Below are 12924 nucleotides of genomic sequence, written 5' to 3' on the forward strand. Positions count from 1 at the left end.
CGTCCTGACGCACGTCAGGACCAAGCCTCCGGCGCCGGTGCACCGCAGATCCTGATTTGCATCAGGATGACGGTTGGGGGCGAAGGGGGAGGAGATGGCGGGGCTCGAAGGGAGCGGCACCTGCAAGATCGGCCCGCACCACGGTCCCTACCCACATCCCCCTCCCGTCGTCCTGACGCACGTCAGGACCAAGCCTCCGGCGCCGCTGCACCGCAGATCCTGATTTACATCAGGATGACGGTTGGGGGCGAAGGGGGAGGAGATGGCGGGGCTCGAAGGGAGTGGCACCTGCAAGGCCGGCCCGCACCACGGTCCCTACCCACAACCCCCTCCCGTCGTCCTGACGCACGTCAGGACCAAGCCTCCGGCGCCGGTGCACCGTAGGTCCTGATTTACATCAGGATGACGGTTGGGGGCGAAGGGGGGAGGCCGCAAGGGGCCGGCTACTGGTCCGCCTGAACCTTCAGCGAGACGATGCTGTCCGGATTGCGCGGCGGCTCGCCGCGGGCGATGGCGTCGACATGCTCCATGCCGTCGGTCACCTGGCCCCACACCGTGTACTGGCCGTTCAGGAACGAGCAGTCGTTGAAGCAGATGAAGAACTGGCTGTTGGCGCTGTGCGGCGCCTGGGTGCGGGCCATGCCGATGGTGCCGCGGCCGAAATTGGTGTCGGTGAACTCGGCCCGCAGGTCGTCCTTGTCGGAACCGCCGCGGCCGGTGCCGGTCGGGTCGCCGGTCTGCGCCATGAAGCCTTCGATCACACGGTGGAACACCACCCCGTCATAGAAGCCCTCGCGCGTGAGCTCCTTGATCCGCTCCACATGGTTCGGAGCCAGGTCCGGGCGCAGCTCGATGACCACGGGGCCGTCCTTCAACTCCATGATCAGCGTGTTCTCGGGATCGGCGGCGGCCGCCCCGTTGGTGTCGGTCGTCATGATCGCTCCGATAATGCTTGCGGCGAACGCCAGGCGGCGCATCGACGTCTCCTTCGGTTCTAGGGTGATCGGGTCATCCCCCCACGTGTCCGCACCTTACCGAAGCAGGGCGCACAGGCAAGCATCGGCGCGGCAGGGAGGCTTTTCAACGGGTAACGGGGTGCCGTCGAACGTGCCATGATGGTGAAAAGATCAAAAGAAGACCGATCAAGGGAGGAGGGTGCACGGGCGCATGGCGACCGCGATCCCATCCGACATACCGGACGCCTCGGGTACCACCTTCGCGCAGCGCGCCGTCATTCTGGTGTCGCTCACCTTCGTGACGATGCTCTACACGATGACGGTGATGATCGCGAATGTGGCGCTGCCGAAGATGCAGGGCACCTTCGCCGCCACCACCGACCAGATCGCCCTGGTGGTGACGTTCAACATCGTCGCCACGGCGGTGATGACCCCGGCCTCGGGCTGGCTCGCCTCGCGGTTCAGCCGGCGCTCGCTGATGTTCTGGTGCGCGGTCGGCTTCACCGCCGCCTCCTTCCTGTGCGGCGTCGCCCAGAGCCTGGAGGAGCTGGTGCTGTACCGCATCCTGCAGGGCGGATTCGGCGCCCCGCTGGTGCCGCTGGCCCAGGCGACGATCCTCGACACCTTCCCGCGCCACCAGCACGGCACGGCCACGGCGGTGTTCTCCATGGGCGTGGTGTTCGGCCCGATCATCGGCCCGACGGTCGGCGGCTTCCTGGCGGAGGAGCTCGGCTGGCGCTGGGTGTTCTTCCTGCTGGTGCCGTTCGGGTTGATCGCCATCACCGCGATCCTGCTGGTGATCCAGGACCGGCGGCGCTCCGGGTCGATGCGGCTCGACTGGTTCGGCTTCCTGACCCTGTCGGTGGCCATCGCCTCGTTCCAGTTCATGCTCGACCGGGGCCAGCGGCTCGACTGGTTCGACTCGCCGGAGATCGTGATCGAGGCGATCGTGGCCGCACTCGCCTTCTATCTGTTCCTGGCCCATGTGGCGACGGCGGAGAAGCCGTTCCTCAACCTCGCCATGTTCCGCGACCGCAACTACGCCCTGGGCTGCACCATCATGTTCCTGTTCGGCATGGTGCTGTGGACGCCGATGGTGCTTTTCCCGCCGATGATGGCGAACATCCAGGGCTATCCGGAAGCGGAGATCGGCGTGTTCATGGCCCTGCGCGGGCTCGGGACCCTCGTCGCGTCCATCGTCATGGCCTTCATCAACCGGATGTTCGACCCGCGGCTGCTGCTGACCGTGGGCTTCGTGCTGCAGGGGGTGGCGGCGGCCTATATGGGGGCCTTCGACATCAACCTGTCGCCCTTCGCGCTGGCCTGGACCAGCCTGCTGGCGGGGTTCGGGGTCGGGTTCATCTGGGTCCCGATCACCCTGATCACCTTCCGCACCCTGGACCGGGCCTTCATGAACGAGGCGACGGCGATGTATCACCTGATCCGCAATGTCGGCTCGTCGATCTTCATTTCGGTGACCATCGCCCTGGTGATCCGTACCACCGCGGCCGGCTACACGGAGCTGGTGCCCTTCGTGTCGATCTTCGCCGAGGCCAACAGCCTGTTCGCCCTGCGGGGCGACTGGCCGACCGACAGCGAACGGGCACTGGCCGGGCTGGGGGCGGAGATCAAGCGGCAGGCGACGATGCTGGGCTACATCAACGCCTTCTACCTCTACGCCGCCACCTGCTTCGCGATCATCCCATTCGTCTTCATGGTGAAGTACCGGCGGGCCGAGGCCTGAGGGTCAGCCCCGCAGCACGCCGCCGGTCTGCTTCTCCACATTGGCGACGATCTTGGCGGACACCGCCTCGATCTGCTCGTCGGTGAGGGTGGCGTCGCGCGGCTGCAGGGTGACCTCGATCGCGATCGACTTGGTCCCCTCGGCGAGGCCCGGGCCGGTGTACTGGTCGAACACATGCACGCCGTCGATCAGCGCCTTGTCGGCACCGGCCGCGGCCCTCGCGATCTTGTCCGCCGGCATGTCCGCCGCCACCACGAAGGCGAAGTCGCGGGCCACCGGCTGGAACGGGATGCGCTCCAGCAGCGGGCGCTGCGGTCCCTTGCGCTTGGGCATCGGCACATTGTCCAGCAGCACCTCGAAGGCCACCGCGGGACCCTTCACGTCGAAGGCCGCCAGGATGCGCGGGTGCAACTCGCCGAAGCGGGCCATGACCTTCGGCCCCAGCCGCAGGCAGCCGGAGCGGCCCGGGTGGTACCAGTCCGGCGCGTCGGTGGAGACCTGAAGGTTCGCCACCGGCGCCTCCAGCATCTCCAGCAGGTCGAGCACGTCGGCCTTGGCGTCGAAGGCGTCCACCGCCCGGTCGGCCTTGCGCCAGTCGCGCGGGCCGGTGCGGCCGACCCGCAGGCCGACGGCGGCCTGGGACTGGTCCTCCGGCCGGTCGCCGGCATATTCCGGGCCGACCTCGAACATGGCGATGTCGGGGTAGCCGACATTGGCGTTGCGCGCGGCGGCGGCCAGCAGGTTCGGCAGGATCGACGGCCGCATCACGTCCAGGTCGGCGCTGATCGGGTTGACCAGCCGCAGGGCCGACGCCCCGCCGCCGAACAGCTCGGCATGCTTGGCCGGCAGGAACGAGAAGGTGACCGCCTCCATCATCCCGCGGCCGGCCAGGGCCCGCTTCGCCAGACGGCGTCGGTTCTGCTCGGCGGTCAGGGCCGGCTGGCCGACGACGCTGGTGCGCTCCATGGAGACCGGGGCGATCTTGTCGTAGCCGTGGACCCGGACGACCTCTTCCACCAGATCGGCCTCGCCCTCCACGTCGCCGCGCCACGGCGGCGGGGTGACGGACATGGTCTCGCCCGACCCTTCCACCTCGAAGCCGAGGGTGGTGAGGATGCGCGTGGCCTCGTCCTCCGGCACCTCGACGCCGCACAGGGCGGCGATGCGGGAGTGGCGCAGCGGCAGCTTGCGGCGCCAGTCGCGGCCCTCGCCGGTGCGCACGACCTCGCTGACCTCGCCGCCGCAGATCTCCAGCACCAGGCGGGCGGCGACCTCTGCCCCCCACCAGGGGCCGGTCTGGTCGAGGCCGCGCTCGAACCGGTAGCGGGCGTCGGACAGCACGCCGAGCTTGCGCCCGGTGGCGGCGACCGACGTCTCGTCGAAGATCGCGATCTCCAGGAACATGTCCGTGGTGTCGTCGTCCACGCCGGTGCGCTCGCCGCCCATGATGCCGGCCAGGTCGTCGACGCCGTTGGCATCGCCGATCACCAGCATGCCGGCTTCGAAGGTGTATTCCTTGCCGTTCAGGGCGAGGTATTTCTCGCCGTCCTTGGCCAGCCGGATCGTCGGGTTGCCGTGCAGCTTCTTGGCGTCATAGGCGTGCAGCGGGCGGCCGAGATCGAGCATCATGTAGTTGGTGATGTCGACCAGGGCGGAGATCGGCCGCAGGCCGACGGCGCGCAGGCGGTCCTGCATCCAGGCCGGGGCCGGGCCGTTCTTCACGCCGCGGAAATAGCGGCCGCTGACCGCCGGGCAGAGATGCGCCTGGTCGGCCGGCAGGTCGACGTCGAAGCGCAGCGGGCTCTCGAACGTTCCCTTCACCGGCGAGGTGTCGAGCGGCTTCAGGGTGCCGAGACCGGAGGCGGCGAGATCGCGGGCGATGCCGCGCACGCCGAGGCAGTCGGCCCGGTCCGGGGTGATGGCGATGTCGATGATCGGATCGTCCAGCCCGGCATAGGCGGCATAGGCCTGGCCGACCGGCGCGTCGTCGGGCAGGTCGATGATGCCGGTATGGTCGTCGCTCAACCCCAGCTCGCGCTCCGAGAGCAGCATGCCGTTGCTGTCCTCGCCGCGGATCTTGCCCGGCTTCAGCAGCAGGTCGGTGCCCGGCACGTAGCTGCCCGGCGGGGCGAAGACGCCCTTCATGCCGGTGCGGGCGTTCGGCGCGCCGCAGACCACCTGCACGATGCCGTCGCCGGCGTCGACCTTGCAGACCCGCAGACGGTCGGCATTCGGGTGCTGAACCGCTTCCACCACATGGGCGACCCGGAAGGCGGAGAAGGCGGCCGCGCGGTCTTCCACTTCCTCAAGCTCGAGGCCGAGCATGGTGAGCCGGTCGGTGATCTCCTGGAGCGACGCGTCGGTGTCCAGATGATCCTTCAGCCAGGACAGGGTGAACTTCATGGCTCAGAGGCCTCCGGCGATGGTCGGCTGGGCCAGCGGCACGAAGCCGTAATGGCGCATCCAGCGCAGGTCGCTGTCATAGAACGGGCGCAGGTCGGGGATGCCGTATTTCAGCATGGCGATCCGCTCGATCCCCATGCCGAAGGCGAAGCCCTGATACTCGGTCGGGTCGATCCCGGCATAGCGCAGCACATTCGGATGCACCATGCCGGAACCGAGGATCTCCAGCCAGTCGCCGTGGTTGCCGATCTTCAGCTCGCCGCCGGAGCGCGAGCAGCCGATATCGACCTCGGCCGAGGGTTCGGTGAACGGGAAGTAGGACGGGCGGAAGCGCAGCGGCAGGTCGTCGATGCCGAAGAAGGCCCGGCAGAAATCGGTCAGGCAGCCCTTCAGATGGCCCATATGGCTGACCTTGTCGATCACCAGCCCTTCCACCTGATGGAACATCGGGGAGTGGGTGGCGTCGTGGTCGGAGCGGAAGGTGCGGCCCGGCACGATGATGCGGATCGGCGGGGTCTGCTTCTCCATGGTGCGGATCTGTACCGGGCTGGTATGGGTGCGCAGGACCTTGCGCTCCCCCTTCTCGTCTGGCGTCAGATAGAAGGTGTCGTGGTCCTGGCGGGCCGGGTGGTCCGGCGGGAAGTTGAGCGCCTCGAAATTGTAGTAGTCGCTCTCGATGTCCGGCCCTTCGGCGACGACGAAGCCCATCTCGGCGAAGATCGCGGTCAGCTCGTCGATGGTCTGGCTGATCGGGTGGATGCGGCCCTTCATCTCCGGGCGCGCCGGCAGGGACACGTCGATCCGCTCGGCGGCGAGGCGGGCGTCCAGGGCGGCGGCGGCCAGTTCGGCCTTGCGGGCGTCGAGCGCGCCGGCGACCCGATCCTTGACCCGGTTCAGCGCCTGGCCGACCTCCTTGCGGGTCTCCGGGTCTAGGCTGCCCAGGGTCTTCATCTCGGCGGTCAGCCGACCCTTCTTGCCCAGCGCGGCGATCCGCACCTGCTCCAGCGCGTCGAGATCGCCCGCGCGCTCCAGCTCGGCCATCAGTTCGGCTTCTAATGCTTCGACATTCGTCATCTGTCAGTGCCCGCTTCCCGGTCCGGTGGGCGCCGTTTTAACGGGTCGCTTTCGGTTTTGCGAGCCCCCAGGCGTCCGGGAGCGGAGGGCGTCCGGCCAGGGCGGGCGGCGCGGGTTCGACGGCGGCGGTTTTCGCCCCACATCTGTGCCGCGCCGCCTGGTGGCGGGGCGCGGGACATGCGTGTCGAAACGGAGCGGCGATGGGCCGGGGACTTAAGATCACGATCGGTGCCGTGGTGTCGGTCTGCGTGCTGGTTCTGGCCCTGGCCGGAGGATGGTACTGGGTGACCCACAGCGTGGAACAGCCGGCCTATACGGTGGTCGAGGCCGAGGGCGATATCGAGCTGCGCGACTATCCGGCGATGGTGGTGGCGGAGGCGGCCACGGCGGGCGACCGCCAGGAGGGCGTGCGCCAGGGCTTCCGCGCGCTGGCCGGCTACATCTTCGCCAAGGACCGGGAGGGCGAGCGCATCGCCATGACCGCCCCGGTGATCCAGCAGGCGGCAGAGGGCGACCGACCCTGGCGGATCCGCTTCGTGATGCCGTCGCAGTACGCGCTCGACGAACTGCCGCCGCCGTCCGGAGGCGGCGTGGCGCTGGACCGCTGGCCGCCGAGGCGCCTGGCGGCGATCCGGTTCAGCGGCCGGGCCGACGACGCGGATTTCGCCGAGCACGAGGGGCGGCTGCGGGACTGGATGGCGGGCCGGGGGCTGGAGCCGGACGGGCCGGCGCTGCTCGCCTATTACGACGATCCCTGGACGCCGGGCTTCCTGCGGCGGAACGAGGTGTTGCTGCGGATCCGGTGATCCAAGCCTCGGAAAAGAAAAAGGGCCGGTCTCGAAGACCAGCCCTCAATCCTGTTCGCGATCTGCGTCCGGCTTAAGCCTTCAGCGCGGCCTCGGCCTGATCGACGATGTTCTTGAATGCGGCGGGCTCGTGGATCGCCAGGTCGGACAGGACCTTGCGGTCCAGCTCGATGCCGGCGAGCTTGAGGCCATTCATGAACCGCGAGTAGGTCATGCCGTACTGGCGCACACCGGCGTTGATGCGCTGGATCCACAGGGCGCGGAAATCGCGCTTGCGGGCCCGGCGATCCCGGTAGGCGTACTGCTGACCCTTCTCGACCGCCTGGACGGCGATCCGGAAGACGTTCTTGCGACGGCCATAGTAGCCCTTGGCGGCGTCCGTGACCTTCTTGTGGCGGGCATGCGCAGTGGTGCCCCGCTTAACTCGTGCCATCTATCCGCTCCTCAACCGTAGGGCATGAACCGCTTGACGATCTTCTGATCGGCCTCGGCCAATACGAAGGTCCCGCGGGCCTGACGCTTCATCTTCTGGGAACGGCGGCGCAGCATGTGGCGCTTGTACGCGACGTTGCCCTTGATCTTTCCGGACCCCGTCGTGCGAAAGCGGCCTTTGACGCTGCTTTTCGTCTTCATCTTGGGCATTTTGTCGCTCCTTTACTCTCGACGTTGTCGACTTCGCGTCGGCCGGGCAGCCCTTTTCGCCCAGACGCGACGGCCCAACTCCGGCACAGGTCCGGAGCGGGAAGGCGGGGATATACGGGAAACGTTCCGTCAGGGCAAGCGGAGTCCGCTACTTCGGCCGGGTGAACCGCTCGCGCAGGGCGATGCACGGATCCACCCGGTCGGGCGATGGGAAGGCACGCCGATAGTCGAAGCTGCCCTCCGCACTGCCTTCGCTCAGACCGACGGCGACGACCTGGGCCCCGGGGGCGAGGCGGCGCAGGAACAGGGGCACGCCGATATCCGTGCGGACATGGCCGCGACCGGCGATCAGGACCGCGCCGTCCGGATGGCCGAGCAGGGCGGCGGCCATGGACGCGTCGCGGGCGACCTGCACGTCCACCATGGCGCCCAGACGATCCCGCGGCACCAGCCGGCAATGGCCCTCGAACACGGCGTCCAGATGCGCGTCGCGCACGGCGTCCGGCACCGGCTCGGAGAGACCCCAGGAGACGAGCCGATCCGGGCCAAGCGCCGCCAGACCGTCCCCGGCCACCGACCGGGTCGGGCCGGCATCCAGCCCACCGGCGATCATCGCAAGACCGGCCTCGATCGCCGCCTCGACGATCGGCCGGTACAGGGCGAAGTCGGGCCAGCCCCCGGCCTCCCAATCGGCGGCGGCCGCAAAACCCAGCGGATCGCGGGCCTGAGGGCCGGCCGCCCAGGCGTCGAGCGCGGGCTGGCGGTCGCGTCGGACCATCTCCCAGACGACCGCCGGGCGGCGGCCGGCCTCGGTCATGGCGCGCAGCAGGGCGGCCTGGGCCGCATGGTGGTGCGGGTTGTCATGGGTCTCGCCCAGCAGGACGAGATCGGCCCGGGCGAGCGCGGCATCGACCGCCGACCGCGACGCCGGCGTGCCGTCGCCATGTTCCCAGGCGGTATCGGCCCAGGCAGCCGGGGCGAGGAGGAGCATGAGCAGGGCGAGCAGTCGGTGCATGCCCGACAAGATAGGTCGGTTCAGGCGGTCCGCATCCCCCAGCGCAGATACGGCCGCTTCGCCCCGCCGACGGTGGCGGTGACGATCTTCTGGGCATAGCCGCCGCGGCCGGCCTCGTGCACCTGCTCGACCACCTCCGGCGCGGCGTCGCCAATGGCGAAGGCCTCCTCGATCGGCCGGCCGGCCATCAGCGGGTGCTGGGGCAGGCCGAGGGCCTTCAGGATGGTCGGCGAGACGTCGATCGTGCCGCTGGGCGTGGCAATCTCGACGCCCTTGCGGAAGCTGTCGCCGCCGAGGAAGAGGCAGTGGTTCAGCTCGCGCCTGTTCAGGCCGCCATGCATGCCGCCGCCGAGCGGGATGTCCGGATTGTCGGCCAGGATGACGCCGGGCAGCCCGCCCTCACTGTCGCGGTCCCAGGAGCGCAGGGTGAAGGCGACGTCGGCGGCGCGCGGGCTGTCCCAGTTCACCACCGAGATCGGCAGGGTACCGTCGTCGCCCAGATCGGCCCGGGTCATGATCGGGCCGCACCAGTCCTGCGCCTGCAGCGTCTCCACCAGCCGCTTCACCAGGGCCGGGTCGCGGTCGCGCACGGCAATATGGGCGGAATAGCCGGACTTGAGCGCGTAGTCGACATCGGGGCCGAGCGCCTTGCCGACCTTCAGGCCTTCCTTGGTCAGCGCCTCGGCGACGCTGAACTGGCCTTCCACGGTGACATGGCCGTGGTCGGACATCGCGATGATGTTCCAGCCCTCCTCGCGGCCCTGCGTCTTCCACCAGTCTAGAATTCGGCCGAACCCGGCATCCACCGCGCCGATGGCGCTCTGGCCGTCGCCGCTGGCGAGGCCGCGATAGTGGTAGGACAGGTCCGGCTCGTTCAGCCACAGCACGCAGGCGTCCGGCTTGTGGTCGGGGATGGTGTGCTCCAGCAGCACCGTCACCGCCCAGTCGGCGACCGCGCTGTTCGGGAAGACCTGCTGCGGCACTGGGCCGAACCGCTCGACCACCTTGGCGAATTGGGCGGCCGGGGTGGAGATCGCGTCGCCCCAGATCGACAGGACCGGCTGGTTAAGCTCGGCGGCCCGTCCCGCGAGCAGGCGGGCGTTGCCGACCTTGCCGGTGGTGACGGCGGCGAATTTGCGACCGGCCCCCCACAGGATCTCGCTCAGGTGATGGGCCGCGATCAGCCGGCCGTAGACCCGGTCGGCGGCGCGCATGCGCTCGTCGTCGGAGGTATCCATGGCCGAGGAGAATCCGAGGGCCGGATCGTAGAAGGCGTTCGCCATGATCCCGTGGCCGGCCGGCGGATGGCCGGTCATCGACGTGGTCACCTGCACCCGCGTCTCGCTCGGGAAGGCCGAGGCCGTGTTGCGCATCCACACCCCGCCGGTGGCGAAGCCATGGATGTTCGGGGCCTGGTTCGGCGTGACGTGATCGGGGCGCATGCCGTCGAAGACGACGACCAGGACTTTCTGCGCAGGCATGGGGACACTCCGGAGATCGGCAGGATGCAGGGGAGTATCCTATTACACCGCAAGCATGACCGTCCGGTGACACACCGCGGCACCCAGGGTTTGTGCCAGGGTTATTGGGGCGCTTCGCCCTCCGGCGCGCGCAGGGCGGCCAGCGACTCGCGCACGGTGGTCAGCAGCTCGCGCTCGCGCTCGGTGTCGATCGAGATCGACGCGGTCATGCCGGCCCTTAGGATCGGGCGACCCTCCACCGGTTCGATATCGATCCGCACCGGGATGCGCTGCACCACCTTCACCCAGTTGCCCGAGGCGTTCTGTGGCGGCAATACCGCGAACTCTGCCCCGGTGGCCGGCGCAATGGACGTGATCCGCGCCTTCCAGGTCACGTCCGGATAGGCGTCGATCCCGACCTCCACCACCTGGCCCTCGCGCACATGGGTGAGCTGGGTCTCCTTGAGGTTCGCCACCACCCAGGTGTCGTCCGCCTCGATCAGGCCGAAGGCGGGGTCGCCCTCCTCCAGCCACTCGCCCGGCTCCAGATGGACCTGGGTGACGATCCCGTCGGCGGGGGCGCGGATCTCGGTATAGCCCAGATGCAGCTCGGCGATCTCGCGGGCGGTCTGCGCCTCGATATATTTCGGATGCAGCTCGACGGACCGTTCCGGGTCGCCGCCAAGCTCGGCCAGCACGGTGCGCACCTTCTCTTCCAGGGCGCGGACTCGCTGGCGGGCGGACGCGACCTCGAATTCGGCCTCGTCCAGCCGGGCCTCGGTGGTGACGCCGCGTTTGTTGAGCTGGCGCTGCCGATCGGCTTCCCGGGCGTAATAGCTGACGGTCTCCCGCGCCTCGTCGATTTCGGCCTGGACCTGATGGAACTCGGCCCGCTTCGCCTCGACTTCCTGGCGCACGGTCATCATCCGCGCCTCGGCCGATTTCAGCTCCAGCCAGTGCGGGTCGGGATCCATCCGGAACAGCAGGTCGCCGGCCTTCACCCGCTGGTCGTTGCGCACGAAGACCTCGGTCACCCGGCCGTCGATATCGGTCGAGATGGCGATGATGTGCGCCTTCACATACGCGTTCTCGGTGGTCACGAACCGGCCGGTGACGGCGTAGAGGTAGGACGCGCCGACCAGGGCCAGGACCGGGATCACCACCAGCAGGACCAGACGCTTGACCCAGCGGCCGCGGCGGCGCCTCGGCCGGGCGCTATGGGCGGTAATCGGACCGTCTTCGGAGGGCACGACGCCCTGGCCGCCGCCGGGATTGGCGTCGTCCTTCTTCCCCATGTCAGTCATCGGCCGCCTCCGCCTGGGCGGCGGGGCCCGCCAGTTCGTCGAAGGCGTAGAGGTTCGCCTTGATCTTCAACAGGGTGTCGATGAACGCCTCGTGCTCCTCGCGGCTCAGCCCCTTCATGGCGTCGCTGCGGATATCGGCGGCGATGCCGCGCAGTTCGCGCATCAGCCCCTGCACCGTGTCGGTCAGCACCACGCGCTTGATCCGGCGGTCGACCGGATCCGGCCGGCGCTCCACCCAGCCCTTGTCCTCGAGCCGGTCAAGCAGGCGGCCGAGCGTGGCCTTCTCCAGCTCCATGAAGGCGGCGAGTTCGGACTGGGCCATGCCCTCCTTGGCGTAGAGCGCGGTCAGCACCCACCATTGGGAGCGGGTCAGCCCCAGCTCCTTGCCGCGGCGATCAAACGCGACCCGCATCAGTCGGGCGACGTCGTGGACGAGGAACCCGAAGTTCCGGTGCAGGTCGGTACGTTCCATGGCGGGCAAATATAGTTGTCATGACAACCGTTGCCAAGCAGATCATAGACGACCGCGACGAGTCGCTTGGCGATGACTGCCCAGCGTGCCAGAAGTCGCGGAGTCACCGCAAAGCACTCGTTCCGAAGCGCGGTTAATTCCCTCGCTTGAAACAGGTATAGTGCGGTCCAACGTCAAGGATGAGCGGACAGTCCCTCCCGGGACAGCGCCGCCGACACGGGAGGAGCAGAGGATGCCGGATACGTCCTTCTCGCCGCGGCCGGCCCAGCCGGACCTCGATCCGATCTGGTCCTCCCTGCGGGCGGATGCGGACAAGACCGCCCAGGACGAGCCTGCGCTCGCCAGTTTCCTGCATGCCACGGTGCTCGCCCACGACACGCTGGAACACGCGCTGGCGTTTCACCTGTCCCAGAAGCTCGGGTCGGAGGCGATCTCCGCTCTGTCCCTGCGTCAGACCGTGGACACGGCGGTGCATGGCGACGCGACGGTGGGGGCGGCGGTGCGCGCCGACCTGTCGGCGGTGTTCGAGCGCGACCCCGCCTGCAACAGCTATCTGGAGCCGTTCCTGTACTACAAGGGTTTCCAGGCGATTCAGGCCTACCGGGTGGCCCATTGGCTCTGGGGGCAGGGCCGTCAGGCGCTGGCCTTCTACCTGCAGTCCCGGATCTCCGAGGTCTATGGCGTCGACATCCACCCCGCCGCCCAGATCGGCCGCGGCATCATGATCGACCACGCCACCTCGGTCGTGGTCGGCGAGACCGCGGTGATCGAGGACGAGGTGTCGATGCTGCACAACGTCACCCTCGGCGGCACCGGCAAGGAGACCGGCGACCGGCACCCGAAGATCCGCCGCGGCGCCCTGCTCGGCGCGTCGGCGACGGTGCTGGGCAATATCGAGGTCGGGGAGTGCTCCCGCGTGGGGGCCGGCAGCGTGGTGCTGAGCGACGTGCCGCCGCACTGCACGGTTGCCGGCGTGCCGGCCAAGGTGGTGCGCGGCAGCAACTGCGACCAGCCGGCCCTGTCGATGGATCATCGCTTCGTGAAGTGA

Annotated in this window: 12 protein-coding genes; 3 read left to right on the forward strand and 9 right to left on the reverse strand. The window is 68.8% G+C overall.

The window, feature by feature from the left end; genetic code table 11:
* Positions 1-443 precede the first annotated feature (443 nt).
* Positions 444-977 carry a peptidylprolyl isomerase gene (locus tag ACOQOP_RS19975; RefSeq protein ID WP_420563572.1) on the reverse strand — a complete coding sequence of 178 codons (534 nt, stop codon included), beginning with the start codon at positions 975-977 and terminating at the stop codon, positions 444-446.
* Between the two features lie 190 nt (positions 978-1167).
* On the opposite strand from ACOQOP_RS19975, the gene ACOQOP_RS19980 reads away from it, so the two are divergent.
* The gene (locus ACOQOP_RS19980) at positions 1168-2700 is read left to right on the forward strand and encodes a DHA2 family efflux MFS transporter permease subunit (RefSeq protein WP_420563573.1); all 1533 of its coding nucleotides are present in this window, start codon (positions 1168-1170) and stop codon (positions 2698-2700) included.
* A gap of 3 nt (positions 2701-2703) precedes the next feature.
* Here the strand turns inward: ACOQOP_RS19980 and pheT are convergent, their stop codons facing one another.
* Positions 2704-5103, reverse strand: a complete 2400-nt coding sequence (gene pheT, locus ACOQOP_RS19985) for a phenylalanine--tRNA ligase subunit beta (protein ID WP_420563574.1) — start codon at positions 5101-5103, stop codon at positions 2704-2706.
* A gap of 3 nt (positions 5104-5106) precedes the next feature.
* Positions 5107-6177 (reverse strand): phenylalanine--tRNA ligase subunit alpha, encoded by a 1071-nt coding sequence (gene pheS, locus ACOQOP_RS19990; RefSeq protein WP_420563575.1) that lies wholly within the window; start codon positions 6175-6177, stop codon positions 5107-5109.
* A gap of 200 nt (positions 6178-6377) precedes the next feature.
* Here pheS and ACOQOP_RS19995 point away from each other — a divergent pair, with 200 nt between their 5' ends.
* A complete protein-coding gene (locus ACOQOP_RS19995) occupies positions 6378-6983 on the forward strand; it encodes an SOUL family heme-binding protein (protein WP_420563576.1) in 606 nt (201 codons plus the stop codon).
* A gap of 73 nt (positions 6984-7056) precedes the next feature.
* Here the strand turns inward: ACOQOP_RS19995 and rplT are convergent, their stop codons facing one another.
* From rplT to ACOQOP_RS20025, 6 genes are all read right to left on the reverse strand, one after another.
* Positions 7057-7416, reverse strand: coding sequence for a 50S ribosomal protein L20 (gene rplT, locus ACOQOP_RS20000; protein ID WP_420563577.1), 360 nt, complete (start codon positions 7414-7416; stop codon positions 7057-7059).
* An 11-nt stretch (positions 7417-7427) separates the two neighbouring features.
* Positions 7428-7625: a 50S ribosomal protein L35 gene (gene rpmI, locus ACOQOP_RS20005; RefSeq protein ID WP_028795848.1), complete on the reverse strand. Its 198-nt coding sequence runs from the start codon at positions 7623-7625 to the stop codon at positions 7428-7430.
* Between the two features lie 148 nt (positions 7626-7773).
* The gene (locus ACOQOP_RS20010; protein ID WP_420563578.1) at positions 7774-8640 is read right to left on the reverse strand and encodes a ChaN family lipoprotein; all 867 of its coding nucleotides are present in this window, start codon (positions 8638-8640) and stop codon (positions 7774-7776) included.
* Between the two features lie 20 nt (positions 8641-8660).
* Positions 8661-10121, reverse strand: coding sequence for an alkaline phosphatase family protein (locus ACOQOP_RS20015; protein ID WP_420563579.1), 1461 nt, complete (start codon positions 10119-10121; stop codon positions 8661-8663).
* Positions 10122-10222: 101 nt separating this feature from the next.
* The gene (locus ACOQOP_RS20020) at positions 10223-11404 is read right to left on the reverse strand and encodes an HlyD family secretion protein (RefSeq protein WP_420563580.1); all 1182 of its coding nucleotides are present in this window, start codon (positions 11402-11404) and stop codon (positions 10223-10225) included.
* The gene (locus ACOQOP_RS20025; protein WP_420563581.1) at positions 11397-11876 is read right to left on the reverse strand and encodes a MarR family winged helix-turn-helix transcriptional regulator; all 480 of its coding nucleotides are present in this window, start codon (positions 11874-11876) and stop codon (positions 11397-11399) included. Before ACOQOP_RS20025 ends, ACOQOP_RS20020 begins: the two co-directional genes overlap by 8 nt.
* Before the next feature lie 232 nt (positions 11877-12108).
* On the opposite strand from ACOQOP_RS20025, the gene cysE reads away from it, so the two are divergent.
* A complete protein-coding gene (gene cysE, locus ACOQOP_RS20030) occupies positions 12109-12924 on the forward strand; it encodes a serine O-acetyltransferase (protein ID WP_420563582.1) in 816 nt (271 codons plus the stop codon).

It is taken from the genome of Thalassobaculum sp. (assembly GCF_965223715.1).
Taxonomy (GTDB): domain Bacteria; phylum Pseudomonadota; class Alphaproteobacteria; order Thalassobaculales; family Thalassobaculaceae; genus Thalassobaculum.